This is a genomic window from Sphingomonas sp. UYAg733 (assembly GCF_054057355.1).
This window is the reverse complement of sequence record NZ_JBSRZE010000004.1, coordinates 69,294-87,772: the sequence shown is the minus strand read 5'-3', so window position 1 is coordinate 87,772 and position 18,479 is coordinate 69,294. Positions and strand designations below refer to the sequence as shown.

Here is an 18,479-nt window from a genome sequence, read left to right as displayed (position 1 = left end):
CCCTGTTGCTCTGGGAATTGTCCGTCTAGGACAGGTCCATGTCGTTGTCGGTCGGGCGGCGTGGCGCGTTGTTGTGCGCTGCTGCGGGTCTTTTTGTGGTCGTCGCTCCCTGTGCCCGTGCGCAGGACAGCGCCCGGACCGACACGCCTCCCGCCGATGCCCCACCTGCGGTGCAGCCCGTCGTGCCTGATGCCGGCGCGCTCGACCCCAATTCGCCGCTCGCGCCGCTCCCGGATATCGGCGTCGACTGGCCCGACCTGTCGGCCATGCCCGCCGAACCGATCGATCCTTCCGCGACGCCCGAGATCACCGGCGAAACACGTTATGCTTATGCGATTGAAGGCATAGATGCAGTTTCCACGCCGCTGCTGCGCCAGCGTTTCGACGCGGTCTCGACCCTGAAGATGCATGACGGCGACCCGGCCAACGCGGCGCAACTCGACCGGCGCGCGCGCGAGGATGTGAACCTGCTCATCGAACTGCTCCGCGCAGAAGGGTATTACGACGCGCGCGTGACCAGCCGGATCGAACCCAAAGGCGGCCGTCCGCTGGTCACGCTCGAGGCCGATCCCGGCGTGCAGTACAAGTTCGGCGGGGTCACGCTCAACGGCCTCGCTGCGGCCGGCGACAAGACCGATGAATTGCGTGCCGCGTTCGGCATCAAGGCCGACGATCCGGTCAATTCCGACGCGGTCGTCGCGGGCGAAGCCAATCTGCGTACGCGGATCGGGCAAAAGGGCTTCCCCTTCGCGACAATCGGCGAGCCCGAGATCGTCGTCGATCGCGCCGCACGCACCGCGACGCTTGACCTGGCGGTCAGGCCGGGCGGTGAGCGGCGCTTCGGCCAGATCACGACGACTAACAACCGCGTGTTCGGAGCCGACCACATCCAGGATATCGCGCGTTTCACGCCGGGCCAGCCTTATGACCAGTCCGCGCTGGTCGATCTGCGCCGCGCGCTGATCCAGACCGGACTGATCTCGACTGTCGATATCAAGCCGGTCGAGGGCAAGGATCCGGGCACGGTCGATATCGCTGTCGCGCTCGAACCGGCACCGCCACGCACCATCGCCGCCGAACTCGGCTATGGCACCGGCGAAGGCGCGCGCGCGGAAGTAAGCTGGACGCACCGCAACCTGTTCCCGCCCGAGGGCGCGCTGACCCTGCGCGGCGTTCTCGGCACGCGCGAGCAATTGGCAGGGGCGACCTTCCGCCGCAATAATTTCCACGCGCGCGACCGCGTGCTGACATTCCAGGCGATCGCCTCCAACCTCAATCGCGATGCTTATCAGGCCAAGACCTTCTCGCTGTCCGGTGCGATCGAGCGCCAGACCAACATCTTTTTCCAGAAGACCTGGACCTGGTCGCTCGGCGCCGAGCTGGTCGCCTCTGACGAGCGCGACGTGATCGTGTCGACCGGCGCACCGCGCCGCCGCACCTTCTTCATCGGCGCATTGCCGACCAGCCTCAGCTATGACGGGTCGGACGATCTGCTCAACCCGACGCGCGGCTTCCGCCTCAGCGGACGTCTGTCGCCAGAACTGTCGCTCCAGGGCAGTGTGTTCGGCTATGCCCGGGTGCAGGTGGATGCCAGCGCTTATCAGCCGATCAAGGATGGCGTGGTCATCGCCGGACGGGTCCGGCTTGGCACGATCGCCGGTGCGCCGCGCGACGCGGTCGCGCCGTCGCGGCGCTTCTATGCCGGCGGCGGTGCATCGGTGCGCGGCTATGGCTATCAGCGGATCGGCCCACGCGATCTCAACAATGATCCGATCGGCGGGCGCAGCCTGACCGAATTCTCACTTGAGGCGCGGGTCAAGGCATTCGGCAATTTCGGCGTCGTGCCATTCATCGACGGCGGCAATATCTATACATCCGCGATCCCCAAGTTCAGCGACTTCCGCTTCGGCGCGGGTCTTGGCGTGCGTTATTATTCGAACTTCGGGCCGATTCGCGTCGATGTCGGCACGCCGATCAATCGTCAACCAGGCGACGCACGGATCGCGGTCTATGTCTCGCTGGGGCAGGCATTTTGACCGAGGCCGAGGTCGCGGTCCTGCCCGTCAAGCGCAGGCGCTGGTGGCGTTGGCTCTTGGCGGCGTTGCTGGGCCTGGTCGCACTGGTCGCGCTCGCATTGTTCGTGCTCGATACCAGCATCGGCCACCGTTGGGTCGCCGACAAGATCGCGGCGCAGAAACCGTCCAACGGCTTGCGCTATAGCGTCGGCCGCATCGATGGCTCGCTCTTTTCTAAGGCGGTGCTGATCGACGTACGCGTCCGCGATCAGAAGGGACTGGTATTCCGTGCTCCACGTGCCGAACTGACCTGGTCGCCCTTTGCCTGGCTCTCCAACCGGCTCGACATCACTCGCCTGGTCATTCCCCAGGCGCTGTTCGCCAAAATACCCGAGACGATCAAGACCGGCCGCAAGGGGCCGACCCTGCCGGACTTCGACATCCGTATTGGCGAATTGCGCATCGACCGGCTGACCATCGCGCCCGCCGTCGCCGGTAAAGCCCGCACCGCACGGCTCACGGGAAAGGCAGACGTGCATTCCGGCCGCGCGCTGGTCGATCTGGCCGCGGTCGTTGCGGGTAGCGACGCCTTGAACCTCAAGCTCGACGCCGAACCCGATCGCGACAAGTTCGACATCGGCGTGCGCGCACGCGGCACTGCCGATGGCGTGCTGGCAAAGATGATCGGCATCGCGCGCCCGATCGCGCTCGACGTCGCGGGCGACGGCACGTGGAAGATCTGGAAGGGCAGCGCACAGGGCGATATCGGCGATGTCCGTGCGGTTGACCTGAAGCTCGGCAACAAGGCGGGCAGCTATTCGCTCTCCGGCACGCTGACGCCGGCACCCTTCACCAAGGGCAAGTTGATGCGCCTGACCAGCCCGCGCATCACTGTCAACGGTGCCGCGACGCTGGCCAATCGTCAGCTCGACGGCACGCTCGCGCTGCGCACTGCCGCGTTGACCATCGACACCAATGGCGTGATCGACCTGGCCGAAGGCGCCTATCGCAACGTACGCATCGCCGCCCGACTGCTGCGTCCGCTCGCTTTGTTTCCCAATATGAGCGGGCGCAATATTCAGCTGCGCGCGATCCTCAATGGCGCCTTCGCCACCGCCGCTTTCGATTATCGCCTGACCGCCGATCGCTTCGCCTTCGACCAGAACGGCTTTGAGGTTGCGCGAGCGGCGGGCAAGGGGCGCTTTTCGAAATCGCCGATCCTCGTGCCGGTCAAATTCAGCGCGGTGCGCGTCACCGGGGTGGGCGATGTCGCCGGCGGCATATTGCGCAACCTGACGCTCGATGGTGTGCTGCGCGTGACCAGCACATTCGTCACCGGGGACAATCTGCGCTTGCGCTCCGACAAGCTTGCCGGGCGGATCAACCTGATCCTCGATCTCAAGACTGGCCGCTACGAGGTCGGCATCAACGGCGCGCTCGGTCGTTATCTGATCCCCGGCCTTGGCATCGTCGATGTCACGTCCAAACTGCAGGCCGTGCCCGGCCCCAATGGCAAGGGTCTGCGCATCATCGGAAGCGGCACCGCGCAGATGGTGCGGCTCGACAATGCCTTCTTCCGTTCGCTCGCCGGCGGCCTGCCGCGCATCGTCACCGGGCTCGAACGCACGCCCGACGGCATCCTCCACTTCAAGGGGCTGGTGCTCACCGCACCGCAGATCCGCATCACCGGTACCGGTTTCCGTCGCCGCGACGGGACTTTCTATTTCGAGGGCAGCGGACGCCAGGCGACCTATGGGCCTTTCACCATCAAGCTTGACGGGCGGATCGAAAAGCCGACGCTCGACCTGGTGTTCGATCACCCCAACGAGACGATGGGCCTGACCAAGGTCGTCGCGCATCTCGACCCGACGCCACAGGGTTTCGCCTTCGCCGCGCGCGGCGGATCGCGGCTTGGGCCGTTCACCGGCAATGGCGCGATTCTGTTGCCACCGGGCCAGGACGCGACGATCGCGATCGAGCAACTCGACGTCAGCGGCACCCGATTGAATGGCGCGCTGCAAGTGGCCGATGGTGGCTTCAACGGCCGCCTCGCGGTCACGGGCGGTGGCATTTCGGGTGAATTGCTGCTGCGCCCGATCGGTACGGTGCAGCGGATCGAGGCGCATCTCGATGCCGCTTCAGCCAAGCTCGCCGACATGATCACGCTGCGGCGCGGGCATATCGATCTCGTTGCCTTGCTCGACCCGACCGGTACCTCGATCGAAGCGACCGCGACCGGCAACGGCCTGAGGCGCGGCGCGCTGACCATCGGGCGCTTCGCCGGCAATGCAACGCTGCGTGGCGGGGTCGGGCAGATCAAGGTGTCGGTCGCCGGTTCGCGCGGCCGCGCCTTCGACATCCAGTCGGTGATTCAGGTCACGCCCGACAGTTATAGCGTCTCGGCCCAGGGGACGCTCGACCGCCGCCCGTTGAAACTGATCACCCCGGCGGTCTTCACGCGCGATGGGGATGGTTGGCGCCTCGCACCGGCCAAACTGAGCTTTGCAGGCGGCGAGGCGCAGATCGCCGGGCGCTTCACTGGCCGGTCGAGCGCGATCGACGCCAGCCTGACGCGAATGCCGCTGGCGATTCTCGATATTGGTTTTCCCGGGCTCGGCCTTGGCGGTAGCGCCTCGGGCAAGCTGGTTTTCGCCCAAGGCGAAGGGCAGGCGCCGACCGGGCGGATGGATATGACGGTGCGCGGCCTGACACGTTCCGGCCTGGTGCTGTCGTCGCAGCCGATCGATGTCGGCATCGCCGCCGTGCTCCAGCCCAACAAGGCGGTGGCCCGCGCGACCATGGCGAGTGGCGGCAAGACGGTCGGACGCGCACAGGCGCAGCTGACCCCACTCGGTTCGGGCGATCTCGCGACGCGGCTCGCCAACGCGCCGCTGTTCGCCCAGCTGCGCTATAATGGACCCGCCGATACGTTGTGGCGGCTCGCCAATATCGAATTATTCGATCTGACCGGCCCGGTTGCGATCGGGGCCGATCTTAGCGGCACGATCGAGGATCCGCGCATCCGCGGTGTCCTTCAGGCCAACGGCGCGAAGATCGAAAGCGGCACCACCGGTACCGTGCTGACCAACGTTCAGGCGCGCGGCCGCTTCGGTGGGTCGAAGCTGGCGATCGACAGCTTCGGCGCCGATGCCGGCAAGGGCGGGCGCGTATCGGGCACCGGTACCTTCGATCTCGCCGCGGCGCGTGGTTTCGGCATCGACCTCAACGTCCGCGCGGAAAGCGCCCAGTTGATCAACCGCGACGATATTGCGGCAACCGTCACTGGACCACTGAGCTTCAAGTCGGGCGGATCGGGCGGCGTCATCTCGGGCGACGTCGTGCTCGACAAGAGCCGCTACCGGCTTGGTCAGGCGACTGCGGCAAGCGCGGTACCACGTCTCAACATCCGCGAGATCAACGTGCCCGGTGGCGACGATGATGGCGATATCGCGCAACGCAAACCGTGGCGGCTCGACATCCATGCGCGCGCGCCCAACCGGTTGACGGTTAGCGGGCTGGGGCTGGCCAGCGAATGGTCGGCGGACCTGAAGATCGGCGGCGTACCTGAAAACCCGGCTATTACCGGCCGTGCCGACCTGATCCGCGGCGATTACGAATTCGCCGGGCGCGAATTCGAACTCGAACGCGGCATCATCCTGTTTGCGGGGGAGGTGCCGGCCAACCCGTCGCTCGACATCGCCGCCAACGCCGATTCGACCGGGCTGCGCGCGACGATCCGCGTCACCGGCAACGCGCTGAAGCCAGAGATCAATTTCTCCAGCGTGCCGGCGCTGCCCGAGGACGAGCTGCTTTCGCGCCTGTTGTTCGGGACCTCGATCACCAACCTGTCCGCGCCCGAAGCGCTGCAGCTGGCGGCGGCGGTGGCGGCGCTGCAGGACGGCAAGGGCGGGCTCAACCCGATCAACGCGGTGCGCCGCGCCGCCGGGCTCGACCGCCTGCGCATCCTGCCGGCGGATCCGCAGACCGGGCAGGGCACCTCGGTCGCGGCAGGCAAGTACATTACCCGGCGCCTGTTCGCGGAGATCATCACCGACGGCCAGGGCTACTCCGCGACCCAGGTCGAATTCCAGGTCACGCGCTGGCTCTCGCTATTGTCGAGCATCTCGACCATCGGCCGGCAAAGCGCCAACGTCCGCGTGTCGAAGGATTATTAGGGCCTGGCCGTTCTGTGTGAGGCGGTGGGATGCGGTTCTTGGAGTATCGAGCGTTATATCAGAGGCATGGATGGCGGCTCAGCTCGTAGTTGCTTCCGCCAGCAGTCGCCGTGCGAATCTTATTCAACACCAAGAAAGAGCGCGCCGAACAAGTCCGACAGGGGACGATATGCCCGATCCTGTGCCATGGTTGAATCGCCGTCGGTGAAAGAATTACGGGGGTAGGGCTGCGACGGCGGGAGATATGTCACACCCATATGTAACATATGTTTTCCGTCGACAGTTCGGTGGAATATTATATAATACCCTTATATATCAAATACTAGAGTGATAATATGCCAGGTGACGTGGGCGCCGCGCCGTCGGTCGAAATGGATCGCCAGCCCCACAATCGCCGCCACGACCAGCGCGCCGATCACGACATGCTCGACCGACTTTATCTTGCCGAACAGCCGTTCGATCCCGTCGGCGAAGACATAACCGATGCCGGTGAGCAGCACCGCCCACAGCATCACCGCCGCAGCAACGACCATCGTTCTCACCCTCGATCCCTGCGCCGAAAAGACCGCAGCCAGGCCGAAGCGGGCAATAAGGGTTTCAAACGCCATGCAACACGGGTTGTCCGCGATATTTGCCGAACGCCAGCCCGGGCAGGGACATTGTCGCGACGTCGCGAGTTTGACTGTTATCTTCCATCACCATGCGAGACCGGATGACGCTGCCACAATATCTGTCGATCGCCACGCTCATCGGCATGATGGCGCTCTTCATCTGGGGCAAATTCCGTTATGACGTGGTCGCGATCCTGGCGCTGCTCGCGGCGCTGGCACTGGGCATCGTTGCGCCCAAGGAAGCGTTCAAGGGTTTCTCCGACGACATCATCATCATCGTCGGATCGGCCCTGGTCATCTCGGCAGCGGTGCAGCGTTCCGGCGTGATCGAGATCGCTCTGTCGTTCGTGTCTAAACGCATCACGCGGGTGCGGACGCAATTGCTGGTGTTGACCGCTTCGGTCGGGTTCGCGTCGGGTTTCGTCAAGAATATCGGCGCGCTGGCGATGCTGATGCCCGCCGCGTTCCAGATGGCCAAGAAATCGGACACCAGCCCATCGGTGTTCCTGATGCCGATGGCTTTCGCCTCGCTGCTCGGCGGCCTGATCACCCTGGTCGGCACGTCACCCAACATTATCGTCAGCCGCGTGCGCGAACAAATGACCGGCCAACCGTTCGGCATGTTCGATTATGCGCCCGTCGGCCTCGGCCTGACCGTGATGGGCCTGATTTTCCTGCGCTTCGGCTATCGGCTGCTGCCGCGCGACCGGCGTGCCGCGCCGACCATGGGCGAAGCGCTCGACATCAAGGGCTATGTGACCGAGGCAGCAATCGCCGAAGGATCGCCCGCGATCGGCGAAGAGGTTCTGGCATTCCTCGACCGTCATGACCACGAGGTTACGATCACCGCGATCCTGCGCGCCGGCATGCGCAGCGCGCCTTTGCCCAACACTGTGCTGCGCGAGGGCGACATTCTGATCATCGGTGGTGATCCGGAAGAGTTGGAGCGCGTCATCGCCAAGGACAAGCTCGCGCTCGAAGGCCAGGAACGCGACGTGCCCGAAGGGCGGGAGGGTGAAGAGATCGGCGTGATCGAAGCGGTGATCGGTGCGGATTCGTTGCTGGTCGGCCAGACCGCCGGGCGCATGCGCCTGCAGCGGCATTACGGCATCAACCTGATCGCCGTGTCGCGGCAGGGGACTCGATTGGTCAAGCGGCTCGGCGACACCATACTCGCCGCGGGCGACGTGGTCGTGCTCCAGGGACCGCTTACATTATTGCCCGAGCGCTTGCGAGATCTCGGCTGCCTGCCGCTCGCCGAACGCGCGCTACGGCTCGGCATTTCGCGACGCGGCTGGTTGCCGATCACGATTCTCGCCGTCGCGATGGTCGCGACCGCCACCGGGTATGTCCCCGTCGCGGTGGCCTTTTTCGCAGCGGCGGGGCTGGTCATGGCGAGCGGCGCGTTGCCGGTGCGCGAGGCGTATGACCATGTCGAGTGGCCGATCCTGATCATGCTCGGCGCGCTGATCCCGGTCAGCGATTCGCTGCGCACGACCGGCGCGTCGGACGTGATCGCCACCTGGCTGTCCTCGACCGCCGCGACCCTGCCGCCCTGGGGCGCGGTCACGCTGATCCTGGTGGCAGCGATGGCGGTGACGCCGTTCCTCAACAATGCTGCGACGGTGCTGGTTATGGCGCCGATCGCCGCGACCTTTGCCGGTGATCTCGGTTACCGGCCAGAGGCGTTCCTGATGGCCACCGCAGTCGGCGCTGGGTGTGATTTCCTCACCCCGATCGGCCACCAGTGCAACACGCTGGTGATGGGGCCGGGTGGCTACAAGTTCGGTGATTATGCGCGGTTGGGTGCGCCGCTCTCAGTGATGGTGCTGCTGGTCGGCGTGCCACTGCTTATGTGGACCTGGCCGGTTCACTGACCCGCAACTTGCTGAGCAGCGCGTCCGCGAGGCGGGCGGGCAATTCAGGTTCGAGATGGGGATAGAGGTCGGGCTCGATCGCTTCGAGCTCCATCAATGCCAGACTGCCATCGGCCAGGCGGAGCAAGTCGACCCGCGTATAGAGCGCTGGCTCGGGCAAAGCAGCGATGACCCGGCCGGCGAGCGCGCGCTGCGTCGCATCGGGATCGAAGCGGGTGAAGACGCCGCCGAACTGCGGCTGGATACGAAAATCGCCTGCGGTCGCGACCTTGCGCACCGCATGGCTGAACTGCCCGGCGATATAGAGGAAAGACAATTCGCCTTCGTCCGACACGGCGGCGACGAAGGGCTGGATGATCGCATCGTCCAGCGGGTCGACGGGATCGCCGCGTCCGACGCGCACGGTACGATGGCTGCCGCCCGACACCTGTGGTTTGATCACCAGTTCGTCGACGCCGAAATGGTCGAAGGCGGCGGCCACGCTCGCCGCGTCGGCACGCCCGAACCGGCTCGGCACGATCGCGATGCCATTGGTTTCGAGCTCGGCGAGATAGGTCTTGCGCGTGTTCCAGGCGAGCAGCGCCGCAGAGTTGAGCAAAAGCCTGTCTGCCGGCCAATCCGCCAGCATCGCCTGCCAATGCGCGACGTCGAGATGATAACCCCAGGCGAAAAGCGCCAATGTCGCAGCGCCGTCGCCCGGCCCCCGATCCCAGGGCCGGGGACGAAGTGTCACGCCGCGTTCGCCGAACGCGGCGCGATAACCGCCCAGTATCGATTCGGCGGCGGCGCCATATTCGCTGTCCGCCGCCGGCATCAGGACATCGATTGTAACCGCCATGTAAGGTTACGCCGGCTCGCCGACGATCGTCTTCAACTCCATGAAGTCGGCCAGGCCATATTTCCCGCCTTCGCGGCCATTGCCCGATTGCTTGTAGCCGCCAAACGGTGTGCCACCGCCGCCGCTCCAGGCGTTGATCGTGACCAGACCCGCGCGCAGTCTCGGCGCCACCCTCGCTGCGGCGGCGGGGTCGCCGGAGATCGTCGCCGACAGTCCATAATCGGTGTCGTTGGCCATCTCGATCGCCTGCTCGCCATCGTCATAAGTGGTGATCGTCGCGACCGGGCCGAACGTCTCCTCGCGATAGATGCGCATCTCCGGCGTCACATCGGCGAATACGGTCGGTTTGATGAAGAACCCGGCATTGCGCCCGTCGGGCCGCCCAGTGCCGCCGGTGACCAGGGTCGCACCCTCGTCGATCGCCGACTGGATCAGGCCCTGGATCTTCTCATATTGCGCCTTGTTGACCACCGGGCCGATATGCGCGCCCATCACGCTCGCCGCATCGACCGTGGCCGACTCCATGATCGACTTGACGATCTGCGTCGCTTCGCCGGCCTGGCTCTTGTGCACCAGCAGGCGAGTCGGCGCGATGCAGCTCTGGCCGCTATTGGCGAGGACGCCCTGCACCGTCGGCGGCAATACGGTGGCGAGATCGGCACCCTCCAGCACGAGGTTGGGCGCCTTGCCGCCAAGTTCCTGATGGACGCGCTTGACCGTCGCTGCGGCGGCTTGCGCGACCGCGATGCCGGCGCGAGTCGAGCCGGTGAAGCTGACCATGTCGACATGCTTGTGCGTCGACAGTGCCGCGCCGACGCCTGGACCATCGCCATTGACCAGATTGAACACGCCCGCCGGCACGCCGGCCTTGTCGAGGATTTCGGCGAGGATCACCGCACAACCCGGCGCTTCCTCCGACGGTTTCAGGATCATCGTATCGCCGGCGGCAAGGGCAGGGGCGACCTTCGCGCAAATCTGGTTGAGCGGCCAGTTCCACGGCGTGATCATCGCGACCACGCCGAGCGGCTCATGCACCACGCGGTTCTTGCCGACCTGCTCCGAGAAGCTGAATTCCTGCAGCGCCTTCAGCGTGCCGAGGAAATAGCCGAGGCCGGCGGGCGCTTGCGCCATGGTCGCAAAGCCGATCGGCGCACCCATTTCTTCGCTGGTCGCCGCTGCCAGATCGGGCATACGCGCCTTATATTCCTCGATCACGCGGCCGAGCAGCGCGATGCGCTCCTCCACGCTGGTCTGCGAATAGCTGGCAAAGGCCTTTTTCGCGGCTGCCACCGCCTTGTCGACATCCGCCTGGGTACCAAGCGTGATTTCGCTCACCGGTTGCTCGGTCGAGGGGTCGATCACCTCGTGGCGCTTGCCGCCCTCGCTATCGACCCATGCGCCATCGATATAATGCTTGAGGTAGCTCTTCATCGTCGCTCTCCGATTTTTGAACCTGCGGTATGTTTCGCCCGCTTAAATGGCGGCAGCGGCGGTCAGTTGCAACCTGAAACGCAGCACCTATCTGCAACCCACCTTGTCAGGAGATCGACCGATGGCGCGCATGGCTCAAATCACTCGTACTGGCGGCCCGGAAGTGATCGAATGGGTGGATGTGGATATCCCGCCGCCCGGCCCCGGCCAGGTGCGCATGCGCAATACCGCGGTTGGCCTCAACTTCATCGACACTTATCACCGTAGCGGCCTGTATCCGATCGAAATGCCCGGCCGTCTCGGCGGCGAAGCGGTCGGCGTGATCGAAGCGCTGGGAGAAGGTGTGACCGGCTTCATGATCGGCGAGCGCGTCGGCACCTTCGGCCCGGCACGCGGTGCCTATTCGACCGAGCGCAATATTCCCGCCGATCAGCTGCTGAAGCTGCCCGACACGGTCGATGACCGCACGGCGGCGGCATTGCTGTTGAAAGGCGGCACGACCGAGTTTCTGGTCGAGCGCTGCGCCGGGGTCGAGCGCGGCCAGACGGTGCTGGTCCATGCGGCTGCGGGCGGTGTCGGCCATCTGCTTGTCGGCTGGCTGAAAGCAGTCGGCGCAACGGTGATCGGTACCGTCGGCACCGAGGAGAAAGCGGCACAGGCGCGCGCCGCCGGTGCCGATCATGTGCTGCTCCACAAGCAGGTCGATGTCGCGAAAGAGGTGCGGGCGATCACTGGCGGCAAGGGTGTATCGGTGGTGTTCGACGGGATCGGCAAGGCGACCTGGGACATCTCGCTCGCCTCGACTGCCCGGCGCGGGCTGATCGTCAGCTATGGCAATGCCGGCGGGGCGGTCGAAGGCGTCAATCTCGGCATATTGGCGCGGCACGGCTCGCTGTTCGTCTCGCGCCCGACCATGTTCGACTACTACGTCACCCCGGAAGAACGCAAAGCCGGCATCGATCGCGTGTTCGAGATGCTCGCCAAGGGCGCGATCACCGCGGAGATCGGCCAGACCTTTGCGCTGGAGGATGTCGCCGACGCCCACCGCGCGCTTGAGGCGGGCGAGACCAAGGGTGCGACGGTGCTGCTGCCATAAGGGGCGCGGCGTCGTCCTTCGTCGGCAGGGTCGTCAGCCGCGACCGGGTCCGCCCTGAGGTGCCGAACGTCGCGCTTTCCCGGCGGAGGTTGGCGGGATGAAGCGAACATGCCTCAGCCCGGATAAGGCTTGTCCTTCAGCAACCCGGCCAGATGAGCCGCGTTCCCGGCCAGCATCTTGGCGGTCTTGCTCACGGTCTCCGGCGTCTCCTTCAAATCCTTGAAATCGATCGATCCATAGGCCTCGCCGACCCAATAGATCGCGCCGACCGCCGGGATCGTCCACCCGGTATCGTTCAGCGACTGGAACAACTGCGCGGTGGAGAAATGCGCGCCATCCTCATTACCGACGATCGCCGCGACCGCGATCTTGGAATAGCTTGGCATGCGCCCCTGATCGTCGGTCTCGTCGAGGAACGCATCCATCCGTTCCAGCACGCGCTTGGCCACGCTGCCGATTTGTCCCATCCAGATCGGCCCGCCAAAGATCAATATGTCGTGTGCCAGGATCTTTTCACGCAAGCCCGGCCATTCGTCGCCATCACCCTCGTCGGAGGTCACGCCCGGCTTGATGTCGAGCGCCGCGACGCGGACCGTTTCGGTCACCTTCACACCCTTGGCCTCGAACGCTTCCTTGACCACCGCGATCATCGCGTCGGTCGATGATTCCTTGGAGGCATCGGCCTTCAACGTACAATTCAGGGCAAGTGCTGAAATAGCCATCTGTCGATTCCTCATCCCGTGTGCCGTACAGAACGAGGGGGAAGCCAAAACTATCCACGGACTGACCGGATGCGTCAGTCCAGCCGCTTTAGCGACAGCGCCACGCCATTTTCATCGGCGAACGACATGGTCATTCGCGTGCTCTTCGCCATGTAGCGCATGACGAGCCGCGAATCGACAAGATGAAGCTCACGCTCGTTTATCTCGAACGCCTCGCTCTCGTCATACTCGTCGAAGCCGACCTTCTTGCGATAGGTCAGCATCTCACGATCTTTCGTGAACTCAAGCCGGTCGCCGCGATGCAAGTCGGTGAAGCCATCGGCGTTGACGATTTCCCATTTCCCGATGACGGCGAGATGTTTGAGCGATTTGGGCAGTTCCCCAGTATAGCCGGCGAAAAAGGCGGCTTTGGTGCGCATTTCTCCAACCAGTTTCTCTTCCTGCGCCATGTCGGGGATTCCAGATCCGTGCAACCTCGTGGCGAGCCGTCGAGCACGGCAAAGGCGCGCTTTGGATTATTATCGTGATGAAAAGCTATGGTGGCGTCGCGCATCGAGAGATATTGATCGACCAGCAATTGTGCCTGACGGATCGGGGCGCTTGGCGCCTGCGTGCCGACGACCACCTTGCTTGCGTCCGCCATTGCCTTGCCATCGGCGGCGATTCGGTAATCGAGCGCGACATCCATCAACGTCGCGCCATCGCCGATCGCCGGGGCAGGCAGATTTGCGTTGCCGCCAGACTTGGCGAGAGTGGCGAAGATTCCGCCGCCATTGGCGCTTAGAAAAACCGTCGGCACGGTGATCGTGACCGCGCCTTCCGGCGCGTGGGCCATCACGCCGTCCGGCACGCCGAACACGCCTGAAATGCGATAGCCCGGTGCAGGGCGCATGGTGATCGTCAGATCATGGGCGAGCTCGCTGACCATCGTGTCGAGCTGTTTTTCGAACGTCAGCTTCACATCCTTGTCATCGGCGATGAAGAACAGATTGCCGCCGCGCACGCTCGACACTTTGGTCGCAAGCGATGCGTCGAATTGTACGCCGACGCCGATCGTGGTCAGGCCGATGCCGCGTCGCGATGCCGCCTCGGCCACGGTCATGAAGCCATCCGCATCGACACGGCCGACATTGGGCTGTTCGTCGGTGAACAACATCATCCGGGTATTGCCCCGAAAGGCGGGGGCCTCGGCGAAAGCGGTGGCGTATCCGACCTTCAGCCCGTCCTCCATCGCCGTCGACCCTTCGCTTGAGATATCGTCGATCGCCTTCATCAGCATGGCTCGATTGCCGGCATAATCAGTTGGGACGAGATAGACTGCGGCCGTGTCGCCATACAGCACGATGCCGAGCCGATCGCCCTCGCGCATCTGGTCGACGATCTGACGCAGGCTGGCGCGGACCAGCGCAAGCGGCGCGCCGTCCATTGAGCCGGATTTATCGACCACCGCGATCAGATCAAGCGGTGCGCGACGCCAGCTCTTTTCGTCGATATTCGACGCGAAGCCGAGGCCGACGAACATTCGGTCGTTACGGCCCGGCAACGTCGCGGGCATCGCCTCGGTCACCAGGCAGAAGAGCTGTGCGCAGCGCTGCGCGACGGGCAAGGTCAAGTCATGCTCACCCATCAGTCCTTCGGCGGTCAGACCTTCGGGGCGCGGCATCCCGATGTCGGTCGCGACCGACCGGAAATGCTTGATATCCTGCGCGCCACCCTGTCGCACGCGCAACGCGCCGGTGACGATGATGTCGTTATCGGATTCGACCTGCTCTTTGTCGGGTGGTGGGGCACTGTCCTGGGCGATGGCCGGAAATGGCAGCATCAATGCCGCCAGCGACCATCCAAGTTTGCGAACCGACATAGATGTCATGGCGCTTCTCCCAAGGCTATATTTTGAAGAGGCTATCATGGACGTCGAGCCGGTGGCAGCAGAATATTCTGTCGATGCCAGGTCGGCGCGTCCTGGCACAACGAGCGTCTCGATTTTGACTGGACCGGCATAAGAAAGGGCGCCCGGATCGCTCCGGACGCCCCTGTCGCGCACTGACCGATTAGGATCAGTAGCTGTAGTACATGTCGAATTCGACCGGGCTCGGGGTCATTTCCCAACGCGCCACGTCCTGATATTTCAGCTCGATATAGGATTCGATCTGCTCCTTGGAGAAGACGTCGCCCTTGAGCAGATAGTCGTGATCGGCAGCCAGGCTCTCCAGAGCCTCACGCAGCGAACCGCACACGGTCGGAACCTGAGCGAGCTCTGCCGGCGGCAGATCATACAGATTCTTGTCCATCGCTTCACCTGGATGGATCTTGTTCTGGATGCCGTCGAGGCCAGCCATGAACAGTGCCGCGTAGCACAGGTATGGATTGGCCATCGCGTCGGGGAAGCGCACTTCGACGCGCTTCGCCTTCGGGCCGGTGCCGTATGGAATGCGGCACGATGCCGAACGGTTGCGCGCCGAATAGGCGAGCAGCACCGGTGCTTCATAGCCCGGGACCAGGCGCTTGTAGCTGTTGGTGGTCGGGTTGGTGAAGGCGTTCACCGACTTGGCATGCTTGATGATGCCGCCGATGAAATAGAGGCACATGTCGGACAGGCCGGCATAACCATTGCCGGCGAATAGCGGCTTGCCGCCGTCCCAGATCGACAAATGGGTGTGCATGCCCGAGCCGTTATCTTCCTTGATCGGCTTGGGCATGAAAGTCGCGGTCTTGCCATAAGCATGGGCGACCTGGTGCACGACATATTTGTAGACCTGCATGCGATCGGCGGTGGTGGTCATCGTGCCGAAAGTCAGCCCCAGCTCATGCTGTGCAGCCGCAACCTCGTGGTGATGCTTGTCGCACGGCAGGCCCATTTCAAGCATGGTCGAAACCATCTCGCCACGGATATCGACCGCACTGTCGACCGGCGCGACCGGGAAGTAGCCACCCTTGGCGCGCGGGCGATGGCCCATATTGCCGCCGTCATAGGTCGTGCCGGTGTTGGTCGGCAGCTCGATGTCGTCGATCTTGTAATAGCTGGTATTGTAGCTGTTCTCGAACTTCACGTCGTCGAACATGAAAAACTCGGCTTCCGGGCCGATATAGATGGTGTCGCCGATGCCGGTGGTCTTCAGGTACGCCTCGGCGCGCTTGGCGGTCGAGCGTGGATCGCGGGCATAGAGTTCGCCGGTCGAGGGTTCGACGATGTCGCAGATCAGGATCAGCATCGGTGTTGCCGAAAACGGGTCGATATAGATCGCGTCCAGATCCGGCTTCAGGATCATGTCGGATTCGTTGATGACCTTCCAGCCCTCGATCGACGACCCGTCGAACATGAAACCGTCGGTCAGTTCGTCTTCGCCGACGACGCCCGCGACCATCGTCAGATGCTGCCACTTACCCTTGGGATCGGTGAATCGCAGATCGACCCACTCGATCTCCTCATCCTTGATCTTCTTCAGGACGTCGTTCACCGAATTCGCCATAATATCCCATGCCCTTTCGCGGTCGATATTCACTCCGGTCTCCCGGAGAATCATGTTAGGTGTGCAGCGTCTGCTGTCACACAATGTTGCGGTGCGTCAATTCCTTCGAACCGCCTAGATCGCGTCTTCGTTGCGCTCTCCGGTTCGGATGCGCAGCGCGGTTTCGACCGGAATGACGAAGATCTTGCCGTCGCCGATCCGCCCGGTCTGCGCCGCCGCAGCGATCGCCTCGACCACGCGCTCGGCCAGGCTGTCCTCGACAACGACCTCGAGCTTCACCTTGGGCAGGAAATCGACGACATATTCGGCGCCGCGATAGAGTTCGGTGTGACCCTTTTGCCGGCCAAAGCCCTTGGCCTCGGTCACCGTGATGCCGGATACGCCGACTTCGTGCAGAGCTTCTTTCACCTCATCCAGTTTGAACGGCTTGATGATCGCCTCGATCTTTTTCACGCGTACTTGCCCCTGATCCCGGCGAAAGCGCCTCATTCCTGCCGCGCGTCTTACAACAAGCGTGCCAGTCGCGCGAGGGGTGGTGCAGCATGTGGGCGGCCGGAAATGCGGGTTAAGCAATGCCTAACGGCCGTGCAGATGGCGGGGCGTGCCTGCTTTTAAGGCATGTTGAACTGCTGACAGAATGTAGCTACATGTTGTGGTCACAAAGGATTTCCCATGTCCGCACATGCCTCCATCGTCGGCGTCCGCGAATTGCGTGGTAAGCTCAGCGAGTACCTCCGTCGCGTCGCCTCGGGCGAGAATTTCGACGTCGTCTCGCGCGGCAAAAAGATCGCCGAATTGCGTAGTCCCGAGCCCGAACCGAATAATCGTAAGGCAGGCGCGCTGAGGGGCAAGATTTGGATGGCCGACGACTTCGACACGTGGCCGCCGGAGATGGAAAAGGTGTTTCGCGCGATCGAAGAGGATGACATTTTCCCGCCCGCGCCATGAGGTTGCTGCTCGATACTCACGTGCTGCTGTGGTGGCTTGGCGATATTCCCAGGCTCGGATCCAAAGCTCGGGCCTTGATTGAAGACACGACGAACGAGCTGATGTTCAGCGTCGCCTCGCCTTGGGAAATGGCGATCAAGGTCGGGCAGGGCCGTTTGCGGATCGATATGGAGTCGGCAATTACGGCCTTCGATAGTGCGGGATTGATCCGGCTCGACATAACATCGGGGCACCTGGCCGCACTCGCTGGTCTCGAACGCCTGCACGGCGACCCGTTCGATCGCATGATAGTCGTCCAGGCGATGGTCGAAGGCGCGACTATCATGACCCAGGATGGGGCGATCCCTCGCTATCCCGTCGTGACGATAGGCTGCGACTAGGGTGCCTGCGGTGGCGCCATCTCGCGCGAAGTGCCGGGTCGCAACATGTGTTCGAAACTTTCCGCTCAATAAGGCGGCTGGTGGAACCCGCCCGGGCTGACGGTGAAGATTTCGCAGCCATCGTCGGTGATGCCGATCGAATGCTCGAACTGTGCCGATAGCGACCGGTCGCGCGTCACCGCGGTCCAGCCGTCGTCGAGCAATTTCACGTCCGGACGACCGATATTGATCATCGGTTCGATCGTGAAGATCATGCCGGGACGCAGTTCCGGACCGGTGCCGGGGCGGCCGACATGAACTACCTCGGGCGCGTCGTGGAACAGCCGGCCGAGACCATGGCCGCAGAAATCGCGCACCACGCCATAACGATGCTTTTCGGCATGGCTCTGGATCGCATGCGCGACATCGCCCATCGTGTTGCCAGGCCGAGCCTGCTTGATGCCGAGCATGAGGCATTCATAAGTCACGTCGACCAGCCGCTTCGCCTTGATCGGCACGTCGCCGACCAGATACATGCGGCTTGAATCGCCATGCCAGCCATCGACGATCGGTGTCACGTCGATATTGACGATATCGCCGCTTTTCAACGTCTTGATGCCGGGAATGCCGTGGCACACGACATGGTTGATCGAAATGCAGCTCGCGTGCGTATAGCCGCGATAACCGAGCGTCGCCGGGATACCGCCGCCCGCCGCGATGAAATTGCGGATCAGGTCGTCCAGTTCGCCGGTGGTCACCCCGGGCACGACATGCGGCACGATCATGTCGAGCGTTTCGGCGGCAAGGCGTCCGGCCTTGTGCATGCCGTCGAACGCGTCGCGTCCGTGCAGCTTGATGGCGCCGGTCCGGCCCAATGGGGCGTCGGCGGTGACGGTTACATAGTCGGTCATAAACACGATATAGCGAGCCTCTCCGG

Annotated in this window: 15 protein-coding genes; 6 read left to right on the top strand and 9 right to left on the bottom strand. The window is 63.7% G+C overall.

Annotated elements, in window-relative coordinates; genetic code table 11:
- The first annotated feature begins 38 nt into the window (after nt 1-38).
- Both ACVWZA_RS09455 and ACVWZA_RS09450 read left to right on the top strand, forming a co-directional pair.
- Entirely contained in the window at nt 39-2,036 is a 1,998-nt protein-coding gene (locus ACVWZA_RS09455; protein ID WP_457310948.1) for an autotransporter assembly complex protein TamA, read from the top strand.
- Nucleotides 2,033-6,190 (top strand): translocation/assembly module TamB domain-containing protein, encoded by a 4,158-nt coding sequence (locus tag ACVWZA_RS09450; protein WP_457310947.1) that lies wholly within the window; start codon nt 2,033-2,035, stop codon nt 6,188-6,190. The genes ACVWZA_RS09455 and ACVWZA_RS09450 overlap by 4 nt, the downstream gene beginning before the upstream one ends.
- Before the next feature lie 308 nt (nt 6,191-6,498).
- On the opposite strand, the gene ACVWZA_RS09445 is transcribed toward ACVWZA_RS09450, so the two are convergent.
- Nucleotides 6,499-6,732 carry a hypothetical protein gene (locus tag ACVWZA_RS09445; protein ID WP_457310946.1) on the bottom strand — a complete coding sequence of 78 codons (234 nt, stop codon included), beginning with the start codon at nt 6,730-6,732 and terminating at the stop codon, nt 6,499-6,501.
- Nucleotides 6,733-6,902: 170 nt separating this feature from the next.
- Here ACVWZA_RS09445 and ACVWZA_RS09440 point away from each other — a divergent pair, with 170 nt between their 5' ends.
- Nucleotides 6,903-8,678, top strand: coding sequence for an SLC13 family permease (locus ACVWZA_RS09440; RefSeq protein WP_457310945.1), 1,776 nt, complete (start codon nt 6,903-6,905; stop codon nt 8,676-8,678).
- On the opposite strand, the gene ACVWZA_RS09435 is transcribed toward ACVWZA_RS09440, so the two are convergent.
- Entirely contained in the window at nt 8,653-9,516 is an 864-nt protein-coding gene (locus ACVWZA_RS09435; RefSeq protein ID WP_457310944.1) for an ATP-grasp domain-containing protein, read from the bottom strand. The two genes, ACVWZA_RS09440 and ACVWZA_RS09435, sit on opposite strands and share 26 nt — an antisense overlap.
- 6 nt (nt 9,517-9,522) lie before the next feature.
- Nucleotides 9,523-10,947 (bottom strand): aldehyde dehydrogenase family protein, encoded by a 1,425-nt coding sequence (locus ACVWZA_RS09430; protein WP_457310943.1) that lies wholly within the window; start codon nt 10,945-10,947, stop codon nt 9,523-9,525.
- Between the two features lie 121 nt (nt 10,948-11,068).
- On the opposite strand from ACVWZA_RS09430, the gene ACVWZA_RS09425 reads away from it, so the two are divergent.
- Nucleotides 11,069-12,043, top strand: a complete 975-nt coding sequence (locus tag ACVWZA_RS09425) for a quinone oxidoreductase family protein (protein ID WP_457310942.1) — start codon at nt 11,069-11,071, stop codon at nt 12,041-12,043.
- A 113-nt stretch (nt 12,044-12,156) separates the two neighbouring features.
- Here the strand turns inward: ACVWZA_RS09425 and ACVWZA_RS09420 are convergent, their stop codons facing one another.
- The 5 genes from ACVWZA_RS09420 to ACVWZA_RS09400 all read right to left on the bottom strand — a co-directional run bounded on the left by ACVWZA_RS09420 (nt 12,157) and on the right by ACVWZA_RS09400 (nt 16,688).
- Entirely contained in the window at nt 12,157-12,765 is a 609-nt protein-coding gene (locus ACVWZA_RS09420; protein WP_457310941.1) for a flavodoxin family protein, read from the bottom strand.
- Between the two features lie 74 nt (nt 12,766-12,839).
- Nucleotides 12,840-13,028, bottom strand: coding sequence for a hypothetical protein (locus ACVWZA_RS09415; RefSeq protein ID WP_457310940.1), 189 nt, complete (start codon nt 13,026-13,028; stop codon nt 12,840-12,842).
- On the bottom strand, nt 13,022-14,635 hold the full coding sequence (locus tag ACVWZA_RS09410) for a vWA domain-containing protein (protein ID WP_457310939.1): 1,614 nt from the start codon (nt 14,633-14,635) through the stop codon (nt 13,022-13,024). Before ACVWZA_RS09410 ends, ACVWZA_RS09415 begins: the two co-directional genes overlap by 7 nt.
- Nucleotides 14,636-14,822: 187 nt before the next feature.
- Complete coding sequence (gene glnA / locus ACVWZA_RS09405) at nt 14,823-16,235, bottom strand: type I glutamate--ammonia ligase (protein ID WP_457310938.1); 1,413 nt, start codon at nt 16,233-16,235, stop codon at nt 14,823-14,825.
- 114 nt (nt 16,236-16,349) lie between these two features.
- Nucleotides 16,350-16,688: a P-II family nitrogen regulator gene (locus ACVWZA_RS09400; RefSeq protein WP_034161401.1), complete on the bottom strand. Its 339-nt coding sequence runs from the start codon at nt 16,686-16,688 to the stop codon at nt 16,350-16,352.
- A gap of 219 nt (nt 16,689-16,907) precedes the next feature.
- On the opposite strand from ACVWZA_RS09400, the gene ACVWZA_RS09395 reads away from it, so the two are divergent.
- Both ACVWZA_RS09395 and ACVWZA_RS09390 read left to right on the top strand, forming a co-directional pair.
- Entirely contained in the window at nt 16,908-17,183 is a 276-nt protein-coding gene (locus tag ACVWZA_RS09395) for a type II toxin-antitoxin system Phd/YefM family antitoxin (protein ID WP_457310937.1), read from the top strand.
- Nucleotides 17,180-17,563 (top strand): type II toxin-antitoxin system VapC family toxin, encoded by a 384-nt coding sequence (locus ACVWZA_RS09390; protein ID WP_457310936.1) that lies wholly within the window; start codon nt 17,180-17,182, stop codon nt 17,561-17,563. Before ACVWZA_RS09395 ends, ACVWZA_RS09390 begins: the two co-directional genes overlap by 4 nt.
- Before the next feature lie 65 nt (nt 17,564-17,628).
- On the opposite strand, the gene map is transcribed toward ACVWZA_RS09390, so the two are convergent.
- Entirely contained in the window at nt 17,629-18,453 is an 825-nt protein-coding gene (gene map, locus ACVWZA_RS09385) for a type I methionyl aminopeptidase (RefSeq protein ID WP_457310935.1), read from the bottom strand.
- Nucleotides 18,454-18,479 lie beyond the last annotated feature (26 nt).